The following is a 26,404-nucleotide window of genomic DNA, read 5'->3' as shown; positions in this document are numbered from 1 at the left end:
TACAACCTCCCTGCAGGTCCGCAAGGGCCTGCAGCCTGGCGGCCCCTTTCGGCCCCACCTGCCCCGCCAACTATTGGACCAAGCATCGCCTGCACTAACTGTGCACCTGGGAAAACATCACGTTGGTGCTCTTGCAATCTTCGCATCAAGTCAGCGGTCGTCGCGACCAAGCACGTCCTTCATCTCTATCCTCTGATCGACTTGACGCATCGTACTTGGCCGATGTGCGATCATAATCACGGTTCGACCGGCGCATAGTTTGGCTAGCCCTTGACGCATATGGCTCTCTGTCTCGGGATCGACGGACGCCGCCGCCTCATCCAGCAAAATGATCGGAGCATCCTTCAGGAAGGCCCGCGCAAGAGCAATGCGCTGACGTTCACCGCCGGAGAGCTTTGCTCCACCTTCGCCTATGACGGTCTCATATCCCTTCGGCAACGCCATGATGAAGTCATGACAACAGGCCGCCTGAGCAGCAGCGTACAATTCTTCATCGCTTGCGCCGGCCCTGGCTAACCGCAGATTTCGCGCGACGCTCATATCGAAGAGGTAGCTGTCCTGGAAAACCACTGCGACCATGGCGCTGCGCAATTCTGGCGCAATGTCTCGAATGTCCACGCCTCCAATCGTGACATGCCCCTTCTGGACGTCCCAGAAACGCGCAATCAGGTCGAGAATAGTCGATTTTCCGGATCCCGACGGACCGCAAAGCGCGTGAATTTTCCCCGCCGGGAAATCAAGATTGATGCCACTCAAGACCGGCTTATCGCCGTAAGAAAAATGAACGTCTTGAAAACGAAGATCCAGAGAAACGGGTAACTTTGGCGTTTCGGGTTCGGGAAGAGGGGCGATCGCAAGAAATTCCCCCACTCGCGACATGGACTTTTGCAGGAGGCGCAATTGCGACGACAAGTCGAACGCATCAGTCAGTGGCGCATAGAACACCAAACTTACCACGAGAAAGAGCAGGAACGTCGATGCTTCCATGAGTTCATGCAGGACCATCCAGCCACCGCCGGCGAGCAAGATCACGAAGCCCGCGTCCAGGAATATCCACCCTGCCGTAACGATCGGCATCAGCGCCGTTACCGTGGACAGTGAGATGCGTCTGTGCGTCTCCAGGGCGTCCTCCACAGGGCCATATGCTTGGGAGAGGCCGAGGCTGCGCAAGGTTGGCAAGCCCTGAATATAGTCCAACAGGCGAGCAGAGAGCATCTCATTCGAAACAACCAGTCGCTGCAGCATCCGAGCGTTCACCCTGTCAGCGAACACCATTACCACACCGAACGCGGGCACCATCGCACAGGTCAAGAGGGCCAATCGCCAATCCAGAAAGAAAAGAACAATCGCGCTGAGAAGCGGACCGACCATGGCCCGCATCGCCAGAGCAGGAGGCGTGACAAAGTTGATCGCTGCAGAATGCTGCGACATAAGCGCTTCCAGCGAACCGGTATCGCGAGCAATCACGTCACCCAGTGGTATCTGACGCATCTGTCGGGCAATGCGTGCCTGCAGGGCCGATACAGCGGTGCTTTGGACCTGCCACAACACCCGGTGCGAAAGCCTATTGGCAAAAACGAACATGAGTATGCACAGCGCGACGAAACCCGAAGCCGCGACCGCGAAAGGCCGGGTAAGATCACCGGCCAAAACGCGATCGAGCACCAACCACACTGCGATCACTGGCGCTCCGGCCACGGCCCCTTCAAGCGCGAGCATGGGCAGAGCCTTGGACATCAGTGTACGACGTCCCGGGCCCGCGAGGTGCATGAAACGTGCGACCATTCCCGAAGGGATCCCAGGCTCCTGATAGGCTTGGCCAGGCCTCTGCACGACAGTAGGCAATGATCGAACAGCGCCCGGTTCAAGATGCCAGCCTTCGACTGAATCATATTCCTTCCACAACCGTCGGTAACCGGAGGACCGCTGCAGAAGGTCGCTATGGCTTCCAAGGTCGGAGATCTCACCTGCCTCTACAAAAGCTATCTGGTCGGCATTGCGTATGGTGTCTAGGCGATGCGCGATCACGAGAACCGTTCTTCCATGCGCCAGTTCGGCCAGAGCTTCCCGCACCGCCTGTTCATTGTCGGGATCCAAAGCCGCTGTCGCTTCATCCAACACGACGATCGGTGTAGAGCGCAGAATGGCACGGGCGATAGCCACACGTTGTCGCTGCCCGCCTGAGAGGCTGCGTCCCCCCTCGCCAACAAAAAAGGACAAATCAGCTGAGAACTCCGTCACCCTTGCGGCACGGGCGGCGGCCTCGACTTCTTTGCGAGACGCGGTGGGGCGCCCGGAAAGGATATTTTCATAGATTGTCGCATTCATGAGCCAGGCGTCTTGCAGCACCGCGCTGACCATACCTTCGAGATGTCGATCTTCCATCTGGCGGAGATCGCAGCCTCCGATCAGGATGCGCCCCAGATCAGGATCACGAGATCGCATCAACAAACGCGCCAAAGTCGACTTGCCCGCACCGGACGGCCCGACGAGAGCAAGGGTCGTGCCTGCCGGAATCGTGACCGATACCCGCGACAAAATGGCGTTCCCGTCCATAGATAGCGACACATCCTGAAAGCTAATGTCGTAGCCGTCGGGTCTCTGTGGATACTCGGGCTGAGGAAGCTCCTCGGTTTCAAAGATTGTGGAGATCTGCGCGCTTGCCCCTTTCAGCTTCCAAAAGAAGTTACCTGCCGAAAAGACGACCTTCAGCAGTGGCGCGTTGATCCCCAACCCCAATAACAGAAAGAGTGTGAGGTCAGTGACGGAGATTTCATCCGACAGGTACAGAAAGGCTCCGACGGGGATCAACACAAGAACATTAGCCCGAAGGCCGGCATAGAGGATCGCCATTGGCGTGAGGCTCGACAAGGCAAAGGACTGACCGACGCGCGCCATCCGATCCAGTGCGTCGTGGAGCTCCTCGAGAATTGTGCCAGTGTGCAGAAACGTCCGGATCTCCCTGATTCCGCGAACATACTGGACCGAAATAGAACGCAAGTTTGAGATCGCCCCGACATAGGCAGCCAAATGCGGCCGCGTCGCACGCAAGGTGAGAAGATAGACCCCAAGCAGCAATGGAAACATGGCCACTGCTGCGATACCCATGCGCCAGTCCACCCAAAGGAGAAGAACCCCAGATAGGATCGGAACCGAAAGTCCTGCGGCCAAGTCCGGGATCGCGTGAGCAATGCCTTCTTCAATCTGCTCGACATCCTCCATGACGATCTTTCGAAGATGGCCGGAGGTAGTTCCTGACAAAACGCCAAGCGGCACTCGTGCCAGTTTCTCGACTAGACGATGCCGCAGTTGATAAAGGATGCGATAGGCTGCCACATGCGACAACGTCGTCGCCCCAGCCTGCAGCAATGCCTTGGTGATCAGCGCACACACCGCGAGCACCGTCCAGTACACAAGTTCTCCGGCGTCGATCCCTGCCCCTTGAATCGCCACTGCAATCCTCCAGGCGGCGAGATACGGTACCAACCCGAGGCCCGTTCCGAAGATCGACAAAATGGCGGAAAGCACCAGAACGGAACGATAGCCAGCAAGCAGTCCAACAATCATGGGGCAACCTCCCTGTCAGACAGCAAGAGGGGTGAAACTGCAGCCCCCAGGACGGCAGCGAGAGCAGCAGCATAAAAGATCGGGGAATACCCCGATCGAGCCGCAACCTGACCTGCGGCCATACCGCCAAACATGAGAACCATCGCCTCGAGAGAGGTCAGCAAGGCGAAGCCGCTCGCTGCAGCGGTCGGCTGAACCGACGACATGTAGATTTGCCACGTCGCAGTCATCACTGAGGCGCTGGCTGCGAAGCAAACTACCGCCAAGGCAATGCTCACCAACGGATGAGACGGGAACAGCGTCAACATCACCAGTAGCGCAGCCTTCAGCAAGAGCAACGACCGCAGCGTAGCCAAGGCGCCTACACGGCGGAGCAACGCCCCCGCACCAGTTGCCGCGGGAAGCATGGCCAGCATGGCGAAAGCGCCCAGATACCAACCGACCTCGACCGCATCATGTCCGGAATCGAGAAGCCTCGCACCCAGAAAACCATCCGCCGCGGCCGAAAGTCCGACGAGAAGCACGAGGCCGATCACCCTACTGCTTCGCAGTGACCTCCAAGGCGCAATCCGAGGGCCCGGCAACGTCCGTACCGGACGGATCAGGAAGGCTGTCGTGCCGAGAACAAGGATCAGCGCAGAGCCGGACAGGATCGCAGGGACCCAGCCGATCCGGGATGCTAGCCACAACAGTACGGCACCGCCCAGAACACCTCCTGTCGTCATACCGATCACCTGAAGCGTATTGGCTACCGCCCGTCCGCCATCATCGGCGCGTCCGATCACCTCTGCCGCAAGCGCAATTTGTAGAGATGCACCGGCGCAGGCAGCCAAGGCTGCAAGCAGCAATAGCGGTGCAGTTGTTCCGAGTGGGGCAAACCTGATCAAAGAGAGAAAGACGGCTGCCAACAATCCGGGACTGAACCGAAGCACTAAATATCGAATTTGGGGCCTGCTGTCGAAAATCGGCGCCCACAACCACTTCAACGCCCACGGAAGCCAAACCACATAGGCCATTCCAATGACTTCCAGTGAAGCTCCTGAATCCCTCAGCAAAACAGGTAGCGCTACTGTGAAGAAGTACGCCGGCACCCCTTGCACTAGGTTCAGCGAGAAGATCGCGCCCAATTCCGGCGTAGAGAGCCGCCGAGACACACCCGATACGTCCTCCACTTCGTCACCACCGCCAGGTTGCGCCAAGGCCAAGGACGCGCCCGCGGCCAACAATTGCGCTATGTGCGTTTGGCGAGAACGTGGACGAGAAGTAGATAGGCCGTTCATCAGTCAAATTGCGGGCAAAGGCGTAGAGTTCCATCCCGTCTCGTTCCCAACCGACTCGGAGATCCGCCACCGTGTACGAAGGGATTTCCCAGCTATTGCCAATGTCAGCCATACGTCCTCCGACATGCGACACATCCAGAGAGGCAATTGCCTCACCTCGGCCCAGAGGATAGCGAAGGTCCAGCCCAAGACTTGCGGTAAGCTCGGGCATATTCGGAACCCTGTTGCCATTCATCGCGCCAGTGGTGACCCCGTTCGGGACATCGACCAAGCGCGTTCTCGTCCAACCGACACCCCCTCGAAGCGCCACATGAGGCGTCAACTCCGCACGAAACTCGAGCTCGGCTCCATAGCTTCGGTAATCCTGATTATCGAACGCGAAGCTCATTGTGGCCGCGTCGAATGCCGTCAGCTGTCCGTCCGCGACATTGTTGTAGAACAGTGCGCCCGACAGGCTGAGCCGGCCGTCCAAAAGCTCGGCTTTCGTGCCCAGTTCATAAGCCCAAGAAGTGGATGGCCGGAAGGGAGGCGTGTCCAGTCCCATATAGGCGTTCAAGGAATAACGTTCGAATCCACCAGAAGCATACCCCCTGGAAATCGAGGCATAACTCATCCATTCATCGTTCCAGCGCCAGTCTACTGCAACGCGGCCAGTGACGTAGTCATCTTCGAAACTCCCGCTTTGCCGATGCCCTGGCACCGTGCCCGGAGCGCCATTCGAGACATAGGTCGTGTCGAAGGTCTGGCGATCGCGCGCGGCCCGCAGGCCTGCCGAGAAGGTCAGTCGGTCACTGACAGGCGCGGAAATGTCTCCGAAGACCGCCAGTGTCTGACTGGTGATCGTGGTGTCGTAATGTCCGTTCAGAGACGGGGAGTAATTGCTCTGCTGCGTTCGATCCATGTCGTATTGGGAGCGGAAGTAGGACAGTCCCGCCACCCACTCAACTGGCGCTCCTTCAGGAGAATTCAGCCGAAATTCCTGACTGAAGACACGCTCGCCTTCATAAACGATTCCCCAGTCTTCATCCGGATCGGAAAATGCACCTGGTGACATCGGCATTCCGTAGTCCGATAAATACCTCGAATACAGGAACGAATCCGTATCATCGGTGATGGTTGTGACCGCGATATCCTGAAATCCCGTGACGGAGTGAAAGGTGAACCCCTCGAACTCGCGTTGGACGCTCAAACTGATATGATCAATCACGCGCTCGCCGACCTGCACCATGTCCGATCCGCTAACGGGAAAGTCGGGATGTTCTGCCCACAAATATATTGGATTATTTCGCCTGTCGCGATCCCGGCCCAGAACGAGGTCCGCGCTTAAAGGTCCATCAGGGTCGAAGGCAAGTGAGATACGTCCAGCCGCGATACTTGCGTCCCCGTCCTTTCCACCCGCAACCCCGTTCGGAATATCACCATCAAACTCCTGGAAACGGAGCGCCACACGTCCAGCCACCAAATCGGGAACAACCCAGCCGCCAGCAGCGAGATCGAGCGTTCGCAGGCCATCTTCTCCAACCTCCGTTCCGACGATGAACTCCGGCACACCATCGGCCCGCCTCGTAACGATATTCACCGCACCACCCAGTGCGTTTCGTCCGAAAAGTGTTCCCTGCGGCCCCCTCAAGACCTCGGCCTGCTCGACATCGAAGAGTGTAGGAGAGAATCCGAATGAGGTTGTCGGCACCCCGTTCGTGGAAAACCCAATTGTATTGTCGAGCGAATTTAAAGGGCTTCCCAATGGCCCGATACCCCGCACCGAACCAAACGAGTTTCCGGGAACGGCAAAGTCTACATAGTTGAAATTCGGCGTAGTGCGCGCCAGATCCACGCCGGGATCCAATGACCCAAATTCTAGATCCGCGCCTTCCCGTATCGTCGCCGCGACTGGGATCTCGAAGGCTAGTTCATCCCGCTTGCGAGCCTGGATATGGATCGTGCCCAGAAGGAAGCTTCCATCGTCTTGTACTTGAGCACCGACGGAAATCGGCGGCAGGATCAAAACGGAAGTCAAAAGAGCAATGCGAATCTTCATGGCGGTATGTCCCCGGGGTCGATTTCGCCCGGATATGCCATATGTCTCCTCGTCAGACTTTTGCGCGGCGGAGAAGTTCTTCTCCGTGGCGCAGCTATCCAGCGGGACGGTTGCGTTCGGCAGTAGGAGGATAACCGAAACGCCGACGATAAGCCGTCGCAAAGGCGCCAGGATTAGAGAACCCGACACGCCAACCGATCTCTGTGACCGAATGCTCTCCCTCCGCCAGCATCACTCGAGCGACTTCGAGCCGGCGATCGCGCAACCAACCAAAAACCGTCGTGCCAAACGTCGCCTTGAACTGCGCGCGCAACGTCGTGGGGTTGACTCCCACACATCGGCAAAGCTCCTCCATACTCGGCGGATTTGCCAATCTCGCAGCAAGGATATCGCGGGCGTCCTCAACTCGGCGCAACTGGCGTCGGCTCATGCCAGGCGGAACTCGCATGTCGGCTGTGAGTACACCGGTCACTGCCACCAACGACGCCAACACTGCACTCTCAATGTTGATGCGTCCGAGAGCGCCGAGATAGTCCTGTGATAGCATCTGCCCGGCGAGAGCACGCAATGGCCCCCCCTCTCTCAGGACACGGCTTCCAACTCCGTCCTCGAACATCTGGCGGAGAGGGTCGAGTGTGCCATCATCATCCGCAAACTGATCAAGCCAGGCGCGCCGTAGTGAGAAACCCGCGACGGCTCCCTGAGTGCCTGCGACGCATGACCCAATGCAGACGCGGTGTTTTGGGACGAAAATGAGACGTGATCCGCCAGTCGAAAAAGTGATTTCGTGCCCGTCGATGACCATCGGCTCACTCTCACCCGAGACGAGTGTGCTGCAGAGGATCACATCCTCCTCGATCTCCTCGACCAAGGGCAGATCGACTTCAAACTTCATGTCATAGCCAGTCGCGTGCAAACCCGGCTGTACCTCGTGCAGCAGCATCCGGCCTTGCATCACAGGGCCATTCATCGTCGTCAGGGCGGTATCCTGGGGCTGAAGCCGCATCGAGAGCGCCTCGGCGGCGCGTTCCAGATCGCTGTGGCGGAAGCCGCCCCCGAGATTAGAGGGGGCGAGACAGGTCATGGCCTTCGAGTAGCAACATTGAGAACCAAGAGCAACCGCACGCCGCCGGGAGCAGAGCTCCCATATTTGCTTTTGGACGCTCACGCTTCGTTGAGAACTTCTCAATCGCCTTGTCTGGCAGAACGCTCGATCATCGTGTCGTTGGGAGGATCAGAGGACGCGGAAAATGCAGATTGCGACGATCGGGGCGCTGGCGCTCTATGCCTTTGTCATGTCGATCACCCCGGGACCAAACAACATGCTTCTCGCAAACGCGGGACTGGTATTTGGCTTCCGGAGCACCATACCGCAGATCGTTGGCATTCCGACCGGTGTGATCTCCCAGATCCTGCTCGTGGCCGCCGGTCTCAGCAGCCTTTTCGCACAGTTTCCCAGTATCCAGTTGGCACTCAAGGTGGCTGGGACGTTCTATCTGCTCTGGCTCGCCCTGAAGCTTTGGAAAGCCGATGCGCTGGCGCAATCACCTAATGCCACCCCGATCTCGTTTTCTCAGGCGCTGCTGTTCCAGTTCATCAATCCGAAATCTTGGCTGATCGCGCTCACCGCCGTGTCGGCATTTCTGCAGCCCGAGCAGGCGGTTGTTCCTCAATTGCTGATCATTTGCTTGGCTTTCGCATTGATCGGCACCCCGTGCATGGCCGTCTGGTCTGCCATGGGATCCGCTCTGCGGCGCCACCTTTCGAGTCCGACCAGCCTCAGGCGCGCAAACCGAACCCTAGCGGCGCTCGCATCGGCAACGTGCCTCATGTTCTGGCTCTGAAGGTGGACAAGGCACGCCAAGCGCATTCGATGCCTGATCTGGAGATCTGGCTGTCGTATTTTCGGCTTGCCGGGTTCTGGCTGATGGCCGGGCTCCTCCTCGTTCCAGCTCTCGCGGTGGCGATGTCTCTTATTCTGGAGCCCGGCGTCGACGGCAGGGCATCTGAGGTGGCATTTCTGACATTGGCCGCGCCACTGGGGTTTGCGCCCGTCCTCCTGCATTGGAAGTACGGACGACGAAAAGGCCCGATACTGACATTCACAACGCAGGGCATCCTCATGAACGCCATAGATCCCGAGGCGATCATCCCATGGAGAGATATCGACGTCAGAGCAAGTTGGCACGTTCTCGGGGGCTGGCGGACGATCCTGACCTTCCGATGTGTCGGCCGTCCTCCGAAAGAGGGAAGACGTGCGGAACCCGCTGATCTTTACGAATTGCGACTTCCCAACGTTGCAACCAAGGGCTGCCTGAGCCTCCAGAGGCTTGCCAGGTCCTACAAGAAGGCGACGATGACAGAAGAGCCGCAAAACACATCTTAACTGTCGACGGGCGGTGCAGCATGAATTATCTATAATTCATGAAACACGCCCCTGAAGAGACCCAGTCCGCCCGCATCGCCCGCGTCCTTGCCGACCGTATCATCTCGGGCGAGATTCCGCCCGGCGCGCGGCTCAGGCAGGACCACATCGCCGCCGAGTTCGGCGCCAGCCACGTCCCGGTACGCGAGGCCTTTCGTGAGCTGCAGACCCAGGGTCTGGCAGAGAGCCAGCCCCGGCGCGGCTTTCGCGTCACCGAATTCGACGTGGCCGAACTGCGCGAGGTGGCCGAGATGCGCTCCAGCCTCGAAAGCCTCGCCCTGCGCCACGCCTCGCCCAATATGACACGCGCTATTCTACAGGAAGCAGAAGAGGTTACGCGCCACGGCGACAATGCCAGTACCGTCCGTGACTGGGAGGCAGCAAACCGCCATTTTCACCGGATCATCCTGTCCCCCTGCCGGATGCCGCGTCTGCTGCGGACGATCGACGACCTGCAGGCCGCCAGCGCCCGGTTCCTCTTTGCCGCATGGCGGCGCGACTGGGAGGCGCGCACGGATCACGACCACCGCGCCATTCTCGACGCTCTGCGCAAGGGGCAGACCGACCTCGCCTGCGCCACGCTCGCGCGCCATGTCGGCTGGATCGGCAAGCGCAAGACTGCCGTGAAAAATGCCGATTTGCGAGAGACTTACGAGATTCCCGGATAATTATCTATAAACCTAATTGCCAGCACCACGCAAAGCCTTCGTAATTATAGATAGACTCGATACCTATCTTCGGAGGACAGACCCATGGCATTTCTCACCCCCTCTCTGACCCGTCCCGCCGCGCTCGGACGCAGGCTCGCGCTGGCGCTCGGCGGCGCGGCGCTGATCACGCTGGGCGCCAAGATCCAGATCCCGTTCTGGCCAGTGCCGATGACGCTGCACACCCTGGCGGTGTTCTTCCTCGCCGCCACGCTCGGGCCGAGGCTCGGCTTTGCGGCAATGGCGGCCTATCTTGCGGCGGGCGCCCTGGGGTTGCCGGTATTCTCCGGCACCCCGGAACGCGGCATCGGGCTGGCCTATATGGTCGGGCCGACCGGCGGCTATCTGGCGGGCTATCTGCTGGGCGCGGGCCTGACCGGCTGGCTGGCGCAGCGGCGCGGGTTGATCGGGCGCTTCCTGGCGATGCTGGCGGGCCTGGCCGTGGTCTATGCCCTCGGCCTCGCCTGGCTGGCGCACTATGTCCCGGCGCAGGGTCTGCTGGCCGCGGGTCTCACGCCCTTCCTGCTCGGCGATCTGGTCAAGCTGGCTTTGGCCTCGGGCCTCATCGCGGCCATCGCCCGCCTCCGGACCCGCGCGTCATGATCCGCACCGACTGGACCATGGCGGAGGCCTGGGCGATCCACGCCCTGCCCTTCGCCGATCTCATGCACCGCGCCCAGACCCTGCACCGCGCGCATTTCGACCCCAACGCGATCGAAACCGCGAGCCTGCTCAGCATCAAGACCGGCGGCTGCCCTGAGGATTGCGGCTATTGCTCGCAATCCGCCCATCACGACACCGGGGTGAAGGCCACCAAGCTGATGGGAACCGAGGAGGTTCTGGCCGCCGCCAGGCGCGCCAAGGCCTCCGGCGCTCAGAGGTTCTGCATGGGAGCCGCCTGGCGCAGCCCCAAGGACCGCGACATGGACAAGCTCTGCGACATGGTGCGGGGGGTGGCCGAGCTGGGGCTCGAGACCTGCATGACGCTGGGGATGCTGTCGCCCGAACAGGTCGCGCGGCTGAAGGCGGCGGGCCTCGACTTCTACAACCACAACATCGACACCTCGCCCGAATACTACGCGCAGATCGCCAGCACCCGCACGATGGAGAACCGTCTCGATACCGTCGAACAGGTCCGCAAGGGCGGCATCAAGGTCTGCTGTGGCGGCATCTTGGGCATGGGCGAGGCCGAAGAGGACCGCATCGCCATGCTGGTGACGCTGGCGACGCTCCCCGCGCATCCCGACAGCGTGCCGGTGAACCTGTGGAACGAAATCGAGGGCGTGCCGGTGCAGGCGCGGGCCCAGGCCGTCGATCCCTTCGCGCTGGTGCGCATCGTGGCGCTGGCCCGCATCCTGATGCCTGCCTCGGTGGTGCGGCTTTCGGCAGGGCGCACGGGGATGAGCGACGAGTTGCAGGCACTGTGCTTCCTCGCCGGCGCGAACTCGATCTTCGTGGGCGACCAGTTGCTGACCACCGGCAACCCGGCGGCGTGGAAGGACCAGGACCTGCTGTCCCGTCTGGGCATGCATATCGCCCCCGCGCAGGCGCGGCCCCGGGTCGCGGCGGAATAGGGTCAGCCCGGAACGCTCTGGGCGAGGATCTCCACCGCCCGGGCGATCTGCCCTTCGTCCAGCGCCGCATAGCCCAGACGGAAGGCCTGCGGCGCCGGGCCCTCCAGCGCAAAGCGCATACCCGGCAGTAGGGTCAGCCCCGCTTGCCCAGCGGCCTTGGCCCAATCATCGGCGGATCTCCCCTCGCAACGCAGCCACAGCGCAAGGCCCCCGGCGGGCAGATCGAATGTCGCCCGCCCGGCCAGATGCTCCCCCAGCAGCGCCGCCAGCAGATCCCGCCGCGCCCGGTAGACCCGCCGCGCCTTGCGAGCGTGGCGGCCGAGATCGCCGTCACGGATCAGTTCCGCCAGCGCCGCCTCCAGCGGCGCGTCGCCCTGCCGGTCGATGGCGGCCCGCGCCTCGGCCATGCGGGTCAACAACGGCTCGGGCGCCAGCGCATAGCCCAGCCGGATGCCCGGCGAGAGCAGCTTGGACAGGGAGCCCACGTAGATCAGCGGCAGGTCTTCGGGCGCGCGGGCGGCGAGCGGCAGCACCGGGCGGCCCTCGAAGCGGTACTCGTGGTCATAGTCGTCCTCGATCAGCGTGACCCCCTGGCGCTGCGCCAGCTCCAGCAGTTGCAACCGCCGCGCCGCGCCCATGGTCACCGTGGTCGGGTATTGGTGATGCGGCGTGACATAGACCGCCCGGATGCGCGGATCGCGAGCCAGCACAGCCTCCAACGCGTCGATACGCAGGCCGCCGCCATCCACCGGCACGCCCCGCACCTCTGCCCCGGCTGCGCGGAACGCTTCCCAGGCCAGCGGATAGCCCGGTTCCTCGACGGCAATGACCTCGCCCGGCGACAGCGCCGCCCGTACAGCCAGGAACAGCGCCATCTGGCTGCCCCGCGCGATCAGCAGCCGCGACGGCTCCGCAACTACGCCCCGGTCCGTGGCGAGATAGCCTGCCAGTGCCTCGCGCAGCGAGGACGTGCCGCGCGCATCGCCGTAATCCGCCCCGGCGCGGAAGACCGGCGACAGCAGCGCCCGGCGAAAGGCCCGGGCCAGCGCTTTGTCGGGCACCAGCTTGGGGTCCGGCGCGCCGTCGCTAAACGCGAGCCCCGCGCGTGGCGCCACCGGGTCCATCGGCGTGGGCACGGGTCTGCGGACCAGCATCCCCTGCGGCAGATCCTGCGCCACGAAGGTGCCTCGCGCCGGTTCCGCGTGCAGCCAGCCCTGGGTCAGCAGCTCCTGATAGGCGGCATCCACCGTATTGCGATGGACCCCCAGCTCGCGCGCCAGCGCCCGCGTGCCAGGCAGCCGCGCTCCGGGCTTCAGGCGTCCGCGGGTGATGTCACGGGTGATCGCCTCGGCAATGGCGAGGAAAAGCGGGCCGTCGTGGCCCGGCTCCATCTCGAGGGCAAGAGGCTCGCGCATGTCGAAAACCGGCCTATCCCAATCATTCATACTGGCACTTTTGCATAGGCCAGTGTTTTGCCACAGAGGCGAAAAACGCAAGAGGCTTCCACGATGAAATCCGCCCTGATTCTGCGCCACATGGCCTTTGAAGACCTCGGGTCCTTTGCCCCGGTTCTGAGGGACGCCGGCTATCAGCTGCAAGACATTGAGGCGGCTGTGGACCCACTGCCCGATCCGCTGGAACCGGACCTGGTCGTGGTGCTGGGTGGCCCGATCGGCGTGAATGGCGGCGCCGCCTATCCTTGCATGACAGAGGAGCGGAACTGGCTGGCCATGAGGCTGGCGGCGGATCGCCCAACCCTTGGCCTTTGCCTCGGCGCACAGCTCATGGCCGCAGCCCTCGGCGCCCGGGTCGCGCCCATTGCCGAAAAGGAGATCGGCTTCGCGCCTCTGACCCTAACCGCGACCGGCCGGGCCAGCCCGCTTGTCCACCTCTCGGACATTCCGATGCTGCACTGGCATGGCGAGGGCTTCGAACTGCCTGCCGGAGCCGAGCGCCTCGCCGCGACCCCCGCCTGCGAAACACAGGGCTTCGCCCGGGGCCGCAATATTCTCGGCCTGCAATTCCACCCCGAGGCCGGGATGCTGCCGGATTTCGAACGCTGGCTGATCGGCCATAGCGCCGAACTGGCGCAAGCGGGGATTGCCCCGGAGGCGCTCCGGCAGGACGCCAGGGCACATGGCCCGGCCCTGCGGACCGCCGGTCAGGCCATGCTGAAACAATGGCTGCGGGGGTTGGATGAATGAGGCCCGCCACGCTCCTGACAGGTCGCGCCGCTCCCCTGCCCGGATGCGACACGCTGAGCGGGATCGGCAAGACGGCGGTTACCCACCCGCTGAGGCTTGGCCCCGAGGGGTTCGAAGGCGACGAACAGGCCGACCGGCGGGTGCATGGCGGCATCGAGAAGGCCGTACATCATTATCCGCTCGATCATTACAGCGACTGGCGCGCGGAACTCGGTGACCTTCAGGCGCTGACCGCTCCCGGCGGGTTCGGCGAGAATATCTCGACCGCCGGGCTCACCGAAGAGGAGGTCGCCGTCGGCGATACATTTCGGCTGGGCGGCGCGCTGATCCAGGTCTCGCAGGGGCGCCAGCCCTGCTGGAAGCTCAACCACCGCTTCGGCGTGGCCGACATGGCGCGACGCGTGCAGCAGACGGGACGCACTGGATGGTATTATCGGGTGCTCCAGACCGGCACAGTCGCGCCCGGCGACCGGCTGGAGCTGATCGGCCGTCTGGCCCCGGACTGGACTTTGCGACGGCTCTGGCACGCTCTCTATGTGGACCGGATGAACCTGGTTGAACTTGAAGGCATCGCCGCTCTCGATGTCCTGGCTGAGGGCTGGCGCAAATATGCGGTCAGGCGGTTGGAAAGCCACCGGGTCGAGGACTGGAGCGCAAGACTGGACGGCACCGCATGAAACGCCCCCCTTTCCTCATTTCGATCCAAAGCCAGGTAGTCTTAGGCCATGTCGGCAATTCCGCGGCGCTCTTCCCGATGCAGGCGGCAGGCCTCGAGGTGGCGGCGATCCCCACGGTGGTCTTCTCGAACACACCCGACTACCCGACCCTGCGCGGCCGCACCCTGCCGCCCGAGTTCTTTTCCGACCTGCTGCAAGGCGCGCGCGAACGCGGCCTGCCCGAGCGGGCGGATTATATCCTTACCGGTTATATCGGCTCGCTCGACGTGGCCGAGATGGTGGCGGATTTCGTGGCCGAAGCGAAGGTCGCGAACCCGAGCCTGCGGTACATCTGCGACCCGGTGATGGGCGACACCGGTCCCGGCCTCTATGTCCCCGAAGCCATCGCTGGCGTAATGCGCGACCGGTTGCTGCCGATGGCCGACATCGCCACGCCGAACCCCTTCGAACTCGCCTGGCTCACCGGGCAGCAGATCCGCACTCTGGCGGATCTTCAGGCCGCGCGCGAGGCGCTGCACATCGCGCCCGAAGCGCATCTGATCGCCACCGGCTGCGTGCTCGACGACACCGGCCCCGGGCAACTAGAGACGGTGCTCTTGGGTCCCGAAGACCTCAGCCGCCACCCGACCAAGCGCCTGCCGATCGCCCTGCCCGGCACCGGCGATCTCTTCGCTGGGCTTGTGGTCGCGGGCATCGGGCGGGGCCTTGCCCTGCCCCGCGCCATCGAGACCGCCCAGACCCTAACCGCCCGCGCCCTCAGCCACGCCGAAGCGCTTGGTGCGGGCGAGGTGGTGCTAAGCGAGCCGGAATTTCGTCGCGCGCTGCTTTCGCTTGAGTCCGGCTGAGGCCGGGTGACGCGGATATCGTCGCCTGATCAGTCTGCGCTTAGAGTCACCTGACCTGCCCCGTTCAGGGTGCGAACGGACTGCCAAAACCCGTATGCAACCCGGTGGGAATTTGTTCAGCGAAAGAAGGATGTTACACGCTTGAATATCTACGCCTCCGGCCCAAAGCGGTCATTTCTGAACAAGTCAGCGCAGCTACTTAATGGGTCCCGTCAGTCGCAGCTATCACGATCTCGTCCTCGGCCATCCACCCGTTGGAGATCAGAAACCTTCGGATCGTGTCGGGGGCTTCGGAGTAGAGCACAAGCGCGAGACTCTCTTCTGCGCGGGTACAGGTGACGTAGAGCAAGCGGCGCGTGCGCTCGATCGTGGTTTCCTCGCCGTTGTCCGCCTTTTTCTGGGCGGCTGGGCCTAAGGGTTTCACACCAAACAGCGTCTCGTAAGATGCAAGGCCTTTGAAGCGCGTGTGTGCATCGTCGGCGATCACCATGACCCGAGGAAATTCGAGCCCCTTGACCCCTTGGTGGGTGCCATAGGGGCTGCGGTCTTCGACATAGGCGAGGTAGCGCGCCACTTGGGAAAACCGGGCCTCAAGCGCCTGCGTCCAGGCCTCAGTGATGGTGGTTTCAGCGGGTGGTGTGCCCTCGGGCGTAGTGAGGTCCAGCTCGTCAAACAAGGGATCAAGCTCAGCAAGGATATCGGCCATGTCCTGGGCCACCAGATTGTCGTCAGGCAAACAGGCCCGAAGCTGGTCATGGATCGGGAACAACCGGTGCTCGGCCACGACTGCCAACACGTCGGCACAACTCGGATCTGGTTCGTCATTAAATAGCGTCATCAGCGCCGCAACGCCCGCCCGCGCCGCGTCGAGGCCAGTGGCCTGCCCCCCGCCCCCCTCCCGGATACCTCTCTTATCGACCAGCGGTGAGCCGTCGCGCAGCACTGCCATCGCGGCAAAGGCATCCCCATTCCTTTGTGCCGTCACCAGAGGCAAGACCCGGTGGGTGAAAAGCCGCATCGCGGGTAAGGTGCCGTCTCGAAACCCGTCCTTGAGCTTATCGGGTTTGCTCAGGGGCTCAAACAACTCACTGAAACCAAGCCGTGCGGCGGCCATGTGACGCTCGATCGTGAGGGTCTTGATCGCCTCCGCGTTCTGCCACGCGGAATCTCCGGTGATGCGGGCCATTTCTGCACGGGCGGAGGCCTCGAAGACTGCGCGATCTGTGCCGTCGCTTGGCGCAATAAAGACACGCACGGTGCCACCCGGTTTGTCTTCGCGCGCCCGCTGCTGGCGGCCATCATCGTCGCGCCGGATCGAATTCGCCAGGTCCACGATCCGCTTGCGGCTGCGGTGGTTCATCTGTTTGGCCGGTTGCGAAAAATCCCCCACTCGTTGGTCAAGATCGCGCAAACCATCGGTATAAATACGCTGCATCGTGTCCCCGAGCAGCCCTAGGGCGATGCGGCCGCGATGGCGCGCCTCGAAGGTCAAGAGCGCCTCCATCAGCGGTTTCATCGTGTCCTGACTCTCATCGATTAGGATGAACGGGTAGCGCGCCAGAACGATGTTCTGAAACGTCTCGCTTTCAGTCAGGAAATGCGCGGCGAGCGCAATGACTTCGGTATGTTGCAGCGCATCGCGGCCGAAATTGTCCCCCTCGGGTGCATAGGTGAAGGCGCGAATTTCAGCCAGGCGCTCCAGACGCTTCGTCTTGGAGGCCATCTTCTTCTCGCGTTTGTCATGGGCGTCGGTGCCCGCACGGCCCTTCGCGTGGGCTGCCTGGATCTCGGCAATTTCTGTCCGCAGGTTGCTCTCTAGCCAGCCCCGAATATCCGCCGTGCGCCCCTCAATGAGCGACCAAGCGAAGCTGTGGATGGTCTGTACCTGAAACACCGGATCGGCCTTGACGCGGCGTGTGATCTCATCTGCGGCGGCGTTAGTATAGGTGATGACGGCGATCTTGCGGCTGTGTTTGCGCAAGGTGGTCAGGGTCTGTGTGTCCAATCCCTCAAGTGCCTCCTTGAGAGATCGCGTCTTTCCAGATCCCGCCCCGGCAAAGAGAAAGAAGCTGCGCGGCTGATCAAGGGACAGGCACGCGCGAATCGTCGCGTCAGCGCCCGCGTCGCGGGTGGCGTCGGTCACGTCTGTCACGCTGCGCCCTCCACGCCCTTCAGTTGGCCCGCGAGCCAGGTAAGGCCGGTGTTGATATAGGGCGGCGCGCGCAACACTTTGATATCTTTGATGTACAGAAGATCCAGTGCGAAGGCGGCCTTTTCCGGTCTTTTTGCCAACCTTTCAAAGAGCGCCTTGGCGAGGTCTTCAGGGGCCTGAGCCTCAGCAATGGATTTGGCAAAGGCACGGGTCATGAGGCAGGAGAACCCTGTTCCTGCGGCGTCCGTCACGGCTTTCGGGTTAGTCAGGACCAGAGCATCCTCGAAGGTACTGGGCGTGACGCTCGTGGACACCGAGCCAAGTGTCACTTTTTGCGGGGTTTGATAGCTGACGGCGATAGGGCGGTCAGGGGCCGTGTGACATAGAGCCGTGGGGGGAGAGCCTACCAACTCATCAATCTCTGCCAGCTTGGGGAGCCAGGTCTTTAGCACGTGGTTGGCTGTGGTTTGAGCAGCCCCGCAGCAAGGCTGGACCGACTCTTTAACGATCTTCCCGCCTTTGTCGACCTCTGCCACCGCGTCGAGATCGGTGATGATCAGCGTCGGCACCTCCAGCGCCTCGATCAGAGGCCGCAGCCTATGCGCGTGACTGCCCCCAAGCTCTAAAAAGGATAGATAGGCTGCAGCCAAATCGGGGTAGTGATGTTGGATCAGATGCGGCAGCAGAATCCGCTCCGCAGCACCCTCGATTACGATGATGGCGTCGGCAAAGAATAGATCAAAATGTGTGCTCAGCAGATAGCGCGTCACGAAGCGATGGGTTTCGTTGTCCGCACCAAAGAGCCCAGTCATATTCGCCACACTGGCCGTGGGCACAACTCCTTGACTTGGCAGCTCCCGCTTGAAGTAACGCAGCTCCTCAAACGCGGCTGCATGTGCAATATGGCCCGAATGGGTGCTCACGACCAGCTGAGTGGTAAAGGCCGAGCCCTCCTTCTCCAGATCTTTATGGTTGCGCAGCACCTTGTGGGCCCTAGCCATAAAGACCTGCTGTACCTGAACATGCAGATGCGCCTCCGGTTCCTCGATTAGCACCAGCTGCAGAGGTTCGATACCCTTGTCGTCTGGGGTCACTAACTGCGATTTGAACTTGCCTACTTGCATCCAGTCATCCCGGAAACGCATTAGCTGAAACACCATGGAGATAAGGTTCTGGAAGCCGAGGCCGTTGTAGCTTTCAGGCAACTTCACCCCAGATGTGTCGCCCGAGATATCGTATTGCACCGCAGCCGGGTGATCGAGCCCATCGACGGGTTTGATCTGCGTGGCTATGAAGAGTTTCGGATTGTTCAGCCCACCGGGATAGCCGAGACTTTCCAGTTCCTTTATAGCATCAGCGAAACCATCCTTGAGCCGGGCATTAAAGGTGGTTTCGGCATCATGGATTGCCTCGAGCGCTTTGACGTCGTTCGGCGTGGGGTCCTTTTCGGGGTCGATATGTTTACGGAAATAGGGCTGAATCTGGCTGGCAATCTTGCGGCTAGTTGCGTTCGTCGGTTCATCGTCATCGCCATTACTGTCCCCTGCGTCTGCGAAACCGCGTTGCGCGTTGATCTCACGAATGTGGATGAGTCCAGCAAAGGGGTTCGAACCGATCCCCTCCGACAAGGCCGGCAGGGCCTGCGGCTCAACCGGCCCTGTCGTGGTGAAGCTCATGGGATCCAGAATATGGGCGTTAAGCTCGAATAGGTCCCTTAGGCGCTTGTCTAGAAATTCTCGAAAGTCACGTGGCCAAAGCGCGAACCCTTTGGCCGTTGCGCCGCCGGGTTGCAGCGTCTGAGCGGCCTCTCGTGCGGCCAGGTACTGCGCCTTGATGTCCGCCCCCCTCTTTGGCTCCAAGCGTAGGCGCACGCCCAGCAAGCCACCAGTCCAGGTCAGTGTTGGGATTAGGTGCGCGACATGGTGCAGTTCTGACGTGTCAGCATGGAGCCAGACGTCAATGAACGGAAGCTGGGCCAGGAGCGGGCTGAGATCCACCTCGACCTCCTGTGTCCAGGCTCCCGCGATCTGTTCAATTGCGGCCCAGTTTGAGGCTGTTACATCACGCGTGTCGATACCGCCGCGATCCTTAAGGAATTTGCGCAGCGCCTTCATGGCCGATGTCTTGCCGCTGTTGTTGGCCCCGACGAGCAGCGTCTGCTTGTCCGACATATCCAGACGGGCGCGCCGCAATTTGCGAAAATTGAAGACTTCAATGCGTCTAAGTTTCATGGTGTTGTTGCCTCCATCGCAGGAATTGCTGCGCTGGCGCCTGTATATATGCTTGTCCTGTGGGTTTGTAGCCGTGCTCAACCGCAAGGACCCATGCCGATCCTCACATGTTGGGCTATTCGCTTCGCGCACTCAAAGGGAGCGGTCGAAGTCGAAGGTTGAGTGGTGGGCCCCTCATCAGCTTCGAGGCGCAGCGCCGAATGCCTTTTGGCGCGTAGTCTTTGGTCGCGCCGTCTTCCAGAATGCCACGCCTTGTGATGCAAAAGAGCTCTCATGCGTTTAGGGGGAATGACCGCAATCCGCCCTTTGTGCCAGAGCCTCTAGCCGTGACGGCAATGGAACTGTTGCAGGCCCTGATCGCGAATCTTAGGCAGCCGAGGGCCGCACAACGCTATGCTCCGGCGCCGTTCATTCAGTTGAGACTGAGAATTCCTCACGCGCCGAGACCTACGCCTTATGCATACTTCCCCGGCCAAGATGTGGAGGAATAGCTATGCAGGTCGGCGATCCAATTTCAGAGGAAATCATCATTCGAGCGCGCGAAAGCTTTGCGCGACAGGGACTTATGGCGCATCTCGGGGTCGAGATAACGGAGGTGCGCGCGGGGATCGTCAAGTTGCGACTGCCGTTCCGTCCAGAACTCACGCAGCAGCATGGCTACTTCCATGCTGGCGGGACATCGGCCATCGCCGACAGCGCAGGCGGTTACGCTGGGTTCACCCTCTTCCCCGAAGGCAGTTCAGTCCTGACGGTCGAGTTCAAACTGAACCTGATCAGCCCGGCGCAAGGAAATTATCTCGAGGCTGTTGGCCGCGTGATCAAGAACGGTCGCACACTGACCATCTGCCAGCTCGATGTATGGGGCGTTGATGGAAAACGCCGCAAACATGTCGCCACGGGGATGCAAACCCTGATCTGCTTGCATGACACGCCAGACCTGCCCGCTTCGCGCTAGAACAGGTCTTCTCGGCGAATGGCCTGAACAGGATTGAAGATCGGCAGATCTTGACGATCCAATCCCAGATCTTCCAACGCCGCGTCGCTCAAGCGGTAAAAGGCCCGAAAGCGGCGAGGTAGCCGGGCCGGGCCTGATGCGAGACCATCTTTGTCGCGCTCTTGCGTTGGATTTGCCGTGAATCGCGGGTTCATGGTCACCTCCGGTGTCTGCCCCCAGAGAATGCACTCCGTGCCCAGAGCCATAAATTTCGGATCCTTCAGCGAATATTGAGAATTCCTCTCTGTGATTGTCGCCGCGAAATCCTCAGGACCTCCGGAAAATTCCTCAATTGCGAGCAGCCATACTGCCGCATGACAGTCAGCGCGACCGCGAAAGCGGACGGAGAAGGAGACCGGAAGAATGACAAGACTTTCCCGCACCGACCTTGAAACCCATGCCAGGCATTGGATCGCCGCCTGGAACGCGCATGACGTGGAGACGGTTCTCGCGCCGTTCGCCGAAGACGCCGTCTTCATCAGCCCTCTCGCCAAGCAGGTGGCGGGAAACGCGCAGATCGTTGGGAAGGACGCCCTGCGGCAGTACTGGACCGACGCCCTGGCACGCGTGCCCGATCTTCATTTCGAACTGAGCGGAACCGCCGTAGACGAAGAGGCGCAATCCGTGACGGTATTCTATGTGTCGCGAGCCGGCGGTCGGGTCAGGCATGCCTGCGAACACATGCGGTTTCGCGAGGGCGTCCAGTTTTTGGGCGAAGCCTATTACGGGTCCGAGGAATGACGGGCCCCCTGCGCGCGACGGCCGCGAACCATTACCCCTGGGGGAACGGCTGTGACGGCTGGAGACTGGTCGATCGCCCCGAACTTTCGCTGCGCGAAGAGCGGCTGCCGCCCGGCGGTGCCGAAGCACCACATTATCATCGGGTCTCCCGCCAGATCTTCTATGTCCTTGCCGGGGAACTGACGATCAAGGTTCCGGGTCGTATCCTCTTGGCCAAGGTGGGAGAGGCCCTGGAAATCCCCCCGGGCTTGGGACATTTGGTGCAGAACAACGGGCCCGAAGACCTGCGCATCCTGCTCGTCTCCGCCCCTGATACGGCCGGCGACCGGTATCCGGTCGAAGACCATGCGGCCGTCCCGACGGATGTAGCGCACCATCCGATGTATTGGCTCTAGCCCGCCCCTGACAAAATCTCCCGCTCGGTTGAGACCTTCTCAATCGGCGTGGAGGCGGCTCCCGGCTAGCACTTGAGACAAAGAGTGGAGCCAGAAGCCATGAACATCAATGATCTCAGAAAATCCTTGAGCGCCGCCTCTGGCGGGACACCGACACCCGGCCTGTCGGGTCTTCAACGACTTGCACTTCTTTGGGTCACGGCCATCCTGCTGACATCTCTGTCCTTCGTCTCTTACCCTCACCGATATGGCGAAACGGGCTCCATTCAGGATCGTGCCGAGCAAACCGACGACCTTGGGCGGGTGTACTCCCTGAGGGACGACTGCTGCATCTGGTCCGGCCACGCGCATGACTGACCCAGCCCAATTGTCCCCGTTGCGCCGCATCGTCTTCGTCTCTCTGCCATTCACCTTCGCCTACCTGCTCTCCGAACTCTTTCGAAATGTGAACGCAGTGATGGAGCCTCGTCTCACGGCCGAGTTTCAGCTTGAGCCTGCGACCATGGGCATGATGACCTCCGCCTTCCTTGGCGCACTGGCCGGCTCGCAGCTGTTCGTCGGCCAGGCCCTGGACAGGTTCGGGCCAAAACGCGTGCTGGTGGTTACGCTCTTCCTGGCTGTCGTCGCATCCGCGCTCTTCGCCGGGGCACAAACAGCCCACATGCTCGTCCTGACGCGTTTCATGATCGGCTTCGGACTTTCCGCTTGCTGGACCGGCGCCTACAAGGCGAACACCCTGTGGTGGCCGAGGGAGCGCCTGCCCCTGGTAAACGCCATCACAATCGCAGCGGCCGGCCTTGGCTCCCTGGCGGCCACCAGCCCGACCGAATGGCTGCTACGCCAAATCGGCTGGCGCGAAATTTTTCTGGGTCTCGCCGGCGTCACTGCCACCATTGCATTGATCATCGCCACGGTGGTTCCGCCCCAGACGAGGGAACGGGCCGCACCCGAGGTCCCGGAACCGGCGGTGAAGGGACTGCGTGGTGTCCTCACGCACCCCGCCTTTCTCACCATCGCACCGGCTTCGGCCCTCTGTCAGGGAGCCTGGGTCGCCTATCAGGGCCTCTGGGCCGGGGTCTGGCTGCGTGACGCGATCACCCTCCCGTCGACTGCGGCAGCGGGCATTCTGATGGCACTCTCCCTTGCCGTCATCTTGGGGCAATTCGGCTTCGGCCTGCTCGCCGATCGGATCGCCCGCACCGACCGACACCTGTTCCACCTGACGTTCGCCCTGACGCTTGGCTTTGTGCTGTGTCAGCTCGCGATTGCCGGTGCAGGCGCGTCACTGCAGACCATCCTCTGGGCTGGCTACGGGCTGTTCACCGCGGGTCCCATCCTTGCCTACGCGCTTCTGGTCCGGCTGCTACCCGACGCAGTGTCCGGCCGCGCTATCGCCATGCTCAATCTCGGCGCTGTCCTCACCGGTTTCTTGATGCAGGGCGGCATCGGCGCAGGCATCGAGGCTTTGGTTCGGCTTGGGTGGAGCATTTCGTCCGCCCATGTGACGTTCATCGTGCTGATCGCCGGTCTGCAAGCCATCGCTCTGGCGTGGATGGTTCTGCATCAAGGTCGCGTCCTGAATCTGGACAAGGTTCGGTGATCATTTCTACCGGGCCCCTGAAAGCTTCTCAATCGCCGCATCTAACACATTGGAATACCGTCAAATCATGGAAGTCGAGGAGAGACATTCATGATGATGAACCTAAGCCGTACTGCTCTGTTCTCAATGGCGCTCGCCGCCACTCCCGTTGTCGCTCACGCGTTCGATCTGGACAGCCGCGACCTGCGGGAGGGTGAAACGATCCGCATGGAATTGGTGAATTCGACCATGGGGTGCGAGGGGCTCAACCAATCCCCGCACCTGGTCTGGAATGACCCGCCCGCAGGAACGCAGAGCTTCGCGATTACGGTCTACGACCCGGACGCCCCGACCGGCAGCGGTTGGTGGCACTGGATCGTTCTGGATATTCCGGCGCACACACGAGCGATGCTCGCGGGCGCCTCCGGCTACCTGCCCGCCCCTCTGGTCGAGTCCCTGACGGATTTCGGGCAGCCCGGCTATGGCGGCCCCTGCCCGCCTGAGGGCGCAGTCGCTCATCGCTACGAGTTCACCGTCTATGCCATCGACGTGCCGAGCCTGGGGTTGGACGCCAGTGCCATGCCCGCCCTCGCCGGCTACATGATCCACGCGCACAGCCTCGGCAGTGTGACACTGACAGCGCGCTACGGGCGCTGAAAGCAAGAACTAACGACCATGAAGAAACGCATGCTGCAGATCGATGCCTTTTCGGACCGACCCTTGCTGGGCAATCCGGCGGCGGTGGTCTTCGACGCCGATGACTTGTCCACCGAGATCATGCAACGCATCGCGCGCGAGATGAACCTCTCCGAGACCGTGTTCCTGCTTCGCCCGACCGGTGACGCGGACTATCGCGCCCGCATTTTTACCCCGGTGCGCGAACTGCCCTTCGCCGGTCATCCGACCATCGCCGCCGCCCATGCGTTTTGCGGCGAGCAAAGCAGAACGCCCCAAAGCCTGACGCAGGAATGCGGCATCGGACTGGTTCCGATCCGCGTCGAAGACGACCTTTACACGATGACGCAGGCGACGCCCCAATTCCGCGATGTGCCGGTCACCAAAGCTGAACTTGCCGAGGCGATCAGCCTTCAACTCGATTTGCTCACGAACAGCCCGCATCAGATCGTCTCGACGGGGGTTCCATGGCTGTTGCTTGAGCTGCACGACCTTCAGGCACTGGCCAGCCTGCGACCCGACCTCGGTCGGATCGAGCGGATCTGCCATGGGCTCGGCGCGGCAGGGCTCACGGTCTTTGCCGACAGCGGGTCCGGGGCCACGCCGCGCTTGCGTGTACGCACCTTTGCTCCGGGTGAGGGCGTGGCCGAGGATCCTGTTTGTGGGACTGGCAATGGCGCCATTGCTGCGTGGATCGCCACGCATCGCGACGCGGTGCCTCGGGGTGGTTACCTGTCGGAGCAAGGGGTCGAGATGGGCCGGCGCGGGCTGGTTAACGCGGGCTGGGAAACGACAGCCGAAGGGCTGCGCATCACCATCGGCGGGGCCGCCTGTATCGTCCTGCGTGGCGAGTTGGACCTGGGTGACGCGTCCTGATCAGACGGACTGATCCAAAACCCCCAGAACAAAATCGACCCGCGCCTCGACCGTGGCCAAAGGCAGCAGCAGGTCATATCCCGCCATGGCATAGGCCTGCTCCATTGCCTCTGCCGTCGCAACGGCCTCGTCGAAATCCTGCCCGCGCTGCGCATCCTGACCGAAGATCTCGGGCCAGGGCGGCGCAAGAAACACCGTCGGGCGATACCGGTAGAGCTCGGCCGCCGCGTGAACATGTGCGGGCGCCTCTCCCTCATAGAGCTGAAGATAACCGATCACATCGGGAATGCCGCGATCGAAGACCACCGGACCGTCGGTCCCCTGCGCCTCGTGCCAAGAGCGCATCTCCCAGCCGAGCATGAGCTCTGCAAAAAGCTGCCGGTCCTGACCGTGCCACCCTGTCCCGCCGATCCGGGTCTGATCCTGAATGATCGCGCGACCTGCTTCGGGCATTGTTGTGAGACCATGCCGCGCCAGTGCGGACAGAAGCGTCGTCTTGCCCGATCCCGGGCCGCCAGTAATAATAAAAAGTCGATCGTTCATAGTGATCCTGCTGGAGAAAAACCTGCATTCAGCCTGTCGGAAAGACGATCCGCCCCGGAGCATCCTTGGGCAGTTGACCGGAAAGCAACCATGCGGCGGCAAGCGGCCAGAGCGTCTGTTCGAAACGGGCGTGGAAGAATGCGAAATGCCCGATCTCAGGCACCGCGATATCCGAGGGTGCGATCCGCCCCGGAATAGTAGTCGAGTAATCGTTGCCCCGCAGCTTCGGTGCAGAAGGGGTCATCTGTCAACCTGATGGCCAGGAGCCGCGCCCGGGTGGCGCCATGACGCGCTGCAAGGTCTGTTGGGTCCAAAGCGGAGCAGACACTCGTCTCGAACCGCGGCCCCATCCGGCTCCAGTCGCGCACCACGCCGCATGGCACATCCTCGAGCCATCCAAGCCGTGCCCCGGGAAAATAGCCGAAGAGCCCCGTCACGTCTGGCATGAAGAGATGCCATTTCAGATACATCGCGCGTAGCTGCCGGGGATCGTAATCGCGCCATCAGGCGAATTGCGCGCCGACCGTCACGATCCGGTCAGGCCGATCCGAGGTGCGCGCCAACCCCAGGGCGAAGCCGCCAATTGAATGGCCCACGGCGCAGAGCGAACGTTCCGGCCAGCGCCTGCAGACACAAGCAAGCGACGCTTCTTAATCGAGCAGCCCCCTATTGAGAAGGTCTCGATCGAAATCGAAATTTTATCATACCGTAAGCGATGCAAGCCTCCCAATCTATAGAGTGTCGGACCTTTCGGACGGTGTGCAGGGAGTAGCGGTTGCGGCCTGCTCGTGACATTTAGAAGATGAGCATGTCATTTGAAACAACTGAATTTCAATGTTTCATCACGCTCTGACCGCTCGCCGAAAATGCGGCCAAACTTTGATTTGGCCCCACCCCCAGG

Annotated in this window: 25 protein-coding genes; 15 read left to right on the top strand and 10 right to left on the bottom strand. The window is 61.6% G+C overall.

What is annotated here, in order from left to right; translation table 11 throughout:
- Positions 1-150: 150 nt before the first annotated feature.
- The 4 genes from BLT64_RS03195 to BLT64_RS03180 all read right to left on the bottom strand — a co-directional run bounded on the left by BLT64_RS03195 (position 151) and on the right by BLT64_RS03180 (position 7,969).
- A complete protein-coding gene (locus tag BLT64_RS03195) occupies positions 151-3,567 on the bottom strand; it encodes an ABC transporter ATP-binding protein (RefSeq protein ID WP_011747744.1) in 3,417 nt (1,138 codons plus the stop codon).
- Positions 3,564-4,772 (bottom strand): MFS transporter, encoded by a 1,209-nt coding sequence (locus tag BLT64_RS26225; RefSeq protein WP_128492933.1) that lies wholly within the window; start codon positions 4,770-4,772, stop codon positions 3,564-3,566. The genes BLT64_RS03195 and BLT64_RS26225 overlap by 4 nt, the downstream gene beginning before the upstream one ends.
- Entirely contained in the window at positions 4,744-6,885 is a 2,142-nt protein-coding gene (locus tag BLT64_RS03185; RefSeq protein ID WP_011747746.1) for a TonB-dependent receptor, read from the bottom strand. Before BLT64_RS03185 ends, BLT64_RS26225 begins: the two co-directional genes overlap by 29 nt.
- Before the next feature lie 94 nt (positions 6,886-6,979).
- Positions 6,980-7,969, bottom strand: coding sequence for a helix-turn-helix transcriptional regulator (locus BLT64_RS03180; RefSeq protein WP_011747747.1), 990 nt, complete (start codon positions 7,967-7,969; stop codon positions 6,980-6,982).
- A gap of 166 nt (positions 7,970-8,135) precedes the next feature.
- Between BLT64_RS03180 and BLT64_RS03175 the strand changes: the two genes are divergently transcribed.
- The 5 genes from BLT64_RS03175 (at position 8,136) to bioB (ending at position 11,591) form a co-directional block, all read left to right on the top strand.
- Positions 8,136-8,729, top strand: a complete 594-nt coding sequence (locus BLT64_RS03175) for a LysE family translocator (protein ID WP_011747748.1) — start codon at positions 8,136-8,138, stop codon at positions 8,727-8,729.
- 29 nt (positions 8,730-8,758) lie between these two features.
- Entirely contained in the window at positions 8,759-9,271 is a 513-nt protein-coding gene (locus tag BLT64_RS03170; RefSeq protein WP_041529847.1) for a hypothetical protein, read from the top strand.
- 38 nt (positions 9,272-9,309) lie between these two features.
- A complete protein-coding gene (locus tag BLT64_RS03165) occupies positions 9,310-9,978 on the top strand; it encodes a GntR family transcriptional regulator (protein ID WP_011747750.1) in 669 nt (222 codons plus the stop codon).
- Between the two features lie 84 nt (positions 9,979-10,062).
- Positions 10,063-10,620, top strand: coding sequence for a biotin transporter BioY (locus tag BLT64_RS03160; RefSeq protein WP_011747751.1), 558 nt, complete (start codon positions 10,063-10,065; stop codon positions 10,618-10,620).
- The gene (bioB, locus tag BLT64_RS03155) at positions 10,617-11,591 is read left to right on the top strand and encodes a biotin synthase BioB (protein ID WP_011747752.1); all 975 of its coding nucleotides are present in this window, start codon (positions 10,617-10,619) and stop codon (positions 11,589-11,591) included. Before BLT64_RS03160 ends, bioB begins: the two co-directional genes overlap by 4 nt.
- Before the next feature lie 2 nt (positions 11,592-11,593).
- Here the strand turns inward: bioB and pdxR are convergent, their stop codons facing one another.
- On the bottom strand, positions 11,594-13,006 hold the full coding sequence (gene pdxR / locus BLT64_RS03150) for a MocR-like pyridoxine biosynthesis transcription factor PdxR (RefSeq protein WP_041529848.1): 1,413 nt from the start codon (positions 13,004-13,006) through the stop codon (positions 11,594-11,596).
- 93 nt (positions 13,007-13,099) lie between these two features.
- On the opposite strand from pdxR, the gene BLT64_RS03145 reads away from it, so the two are divergent.
- From BLT64_RS03145 to pdxY, 3 genes are read left to right on the top strand one after another with little or no spacing between them, the layout of a single operon-like run.
- Entirely contained in the window at positions 13,100-13,795 is a 696-nt protein-coding gene (locus BLT64_RS03145) for a glutamine amidotransferase (protein ID WP_011747754.1), read from the top strand.
- Positions 13,792-14,472 carry an MOSC domain-containing protein gene (locus tag BLT64_RS03140; protein ID WP_074810324.1) on the top strand — a complete coding sequence of 227 codons (681 nt, stop codon included), beginning with the start codon at positions 13,792-13,794 and terminating at the stop codon, positions 14,470-14,472. Before BLT64_RS03145 ends, BLT64_RS03140 begins: the two co-directional genes overlap by 4 nt.
- On the top strand, positions 14,469-15,317 hold the full coding sequence (gene pdxY / locus BLT64_RS03135) for a pyridoxal kinase (RefSeq protein WP_011747756.1): 849 nt from the start codon (positions 14,469-14,471) through the stop codon (positions 15,315-15,317). Before BLT64_RS03140 ends, pdxY begins: the two co-directional genes overlap by 4 nt.
- A 199-nt stretch (positions 15,318-15,516) precedes the next feature.
- Here pdxY and BLT64_RS03130 read toward each other — a convergent pair whose 3' ends face one another.
- Entirely contained in the window at positions 15,517-17,469 is a 1,953-nt protein-coding gene (locus BLT64_RS03130; protein WP_011747757.1) for a UvrD-helicase domain-containing protein, read from the bottom strand.
- Positions 17,466-19,700 carry an ATP-dependent nuclease gene (locus tag BLT64_RS03125; protein WP_074810321.1) on the bottom strand — a complete coding sequence of 745 codons (2,235 nt, stop codon included), beginning with the start codon at positions 19,698-19,700 and terminating at the stop codon, positions 17,466-17,468. The genes BLT64_RS03130 and BLT64_RS03125 overlap by 4 nt, the downstream gene beginning before the upstream one ends.
- Before the next feature lie 493 nt (positions 19,701-20,193).
- Here BLT64_RS03125 and BLT64_RS03120 point away from each other — a divergent pair, with 493 nt between their 5' ends.
- Positions 20,194-20,655 (top strand): PaaI family thioesterase, encoded by a 462-nt coding sequence (locus BLT64_RS03120; RefSeq protein WP_011747760.1) that lies wholly within the window; start codon positions 20,194-20,196, stop codon positions 20,653-20,655.
- Here BLT64_RS03120 and BLT64_RS26220 read toward each other — a convergent pair.
- Entirely contained in the window at positions 20,652-20,900 is a 249-nt protein-coding gene (locus BLT64_RS26220; RefSeq protein WP_011747761.1) for a hypothetical protein, read from the bottom strand. The two genes, BLT64_RS03120 and BLT64_RS26220, sit on opposite strands and share 4 nt — an antisense overlap.
- A gap of 157 nt (positions 20,901-21,057) precedes the next feature.
- Here BLT64_RS26220 and BLT64_RS03115 point away from each other — a divergent pair, with 157 nt between their 5' ends.
- The 6 genes from BLT64_RS03115 to BLT64_RS03095 all read left to right on the top strand — a co-directional run bounded on the left by BLT64_RS03115 (position 21,058) and on the right by BLT64_RS03095 (position 24,960).
- The gene (locus BLT64_RS03115) at positions 21,058-21,435 is read left to right on the top strand and encodes a nuclear transport factor 2 family protein (RefSeq protein ID WP_011747762.1); all 378 of its coding nucleotides are present in this window, start codon (positions 21,058-21,060) and stop codon (positions 21,433-21,435) included.
- A complete protein-coding gene (locus BLT64_RS03110) occupies positions 21,432-21,830 on the top strand; it encodes a cupin domain-containing protein (protein WP_011747763.1) in 399 nt (132 codons plus the stop codon). Before BLT64_RS03115 ends, BLT64_RS03110 begins: the two co-directional genes overlap by 4 nt.
- Positions 21,831-21,929: 99 nt before the next feature.
- Positions 21,930-22,187 (top strand): hypothetical protein, encoded by a 258-nt coding sequence (locus BLT64_RS26215; protein ID WP_128492931.1) that lies wholly within the window; start codon positions 21,930-21,932, stop codon positions 22,185-22,187.
- Complete coding sequence (locus tag BLT64_RS03105; protein ID WP_011747765.1) at positions 22,180-23,430, top strand: MFS transporter; 1,251 nt, start codon at positions 22,180-22,182, stop codon at positions 23,428-23,430. Before BLT64_RS26215 ends, BLT64_RS03105 begins: the two co-directional genes overlap by 8 nt.
- A 90-nt stretch (positions 23,431-23,520) precedes the next feature.
- The gene (locus BLT64_RS03100) at positions 23,521-24,066 is read left to right on the top strand and encodes a YbhB/YbcL family Raf kinase inhibitor-like protein (RefSeq protein WP_011747766.1); all 546 of its coding nucleotides are present in this window, start codon (positions 23,521-23,523) and stop codon (positions 24,064-24,066) included.
- Positions 24,067-24,096: 30 nt separating this feature from the next.
- The gene (locus tag BLT64_RS03095) at positions 24,097-24,960 is read left to right on the top strand and encodes a PhzF family phenazine biosynthesis protein (protein ID WP_198140511.1); all 864 of its coding nucleotides are present in this window, start codon (positions 24,097-24,099) and stop codon (positions 24,958-24,960) included.
- Here the strand turns inward: BLT64_RS03095 and BLT64_RS03090 are convergent, their stop codons facing one another.
- The gene (locus tag BLT64_RS03090; protein ID WP_011747768.1) at positions 24,961-25,503 is read right to left on the bottom strand and encodes an AAA family ATPase; all 543 of its coding nucleotides are present in this window, start codon (positions 25,501-25,503) and stop codon (positions 24,961-24,963) included.
- Between the two features lie 28 nt (positions 25,504-25,531).
- Complete coding sequence (locus BLT64_RS27240; protein ID WP_232290512.1) at positions 25,532-25,747, bottom strand: hypothetical protein; 216 nt, start codon at positions 25,745-25,747, stop codon at positions 25,532-25,534.
- Positions 25,748-26,404: the final 657 nt, after the last annotated feature.

It is taken from the genome of Paracoccus denitrificans (assembly GCF_900100045.1).
Lineage (GTDB): Bacteria > Pseudomonadota > Alphaproteobacteria > Rhodobacterales > Rhodobacteraceae > Paracoccus > Paracoccus denitrificans.
The sequence above is the reverse complement of the archived record's forward strand: the minus strand, read 5'-3'. Positions and strand labels throughout refer to the sequence as shown.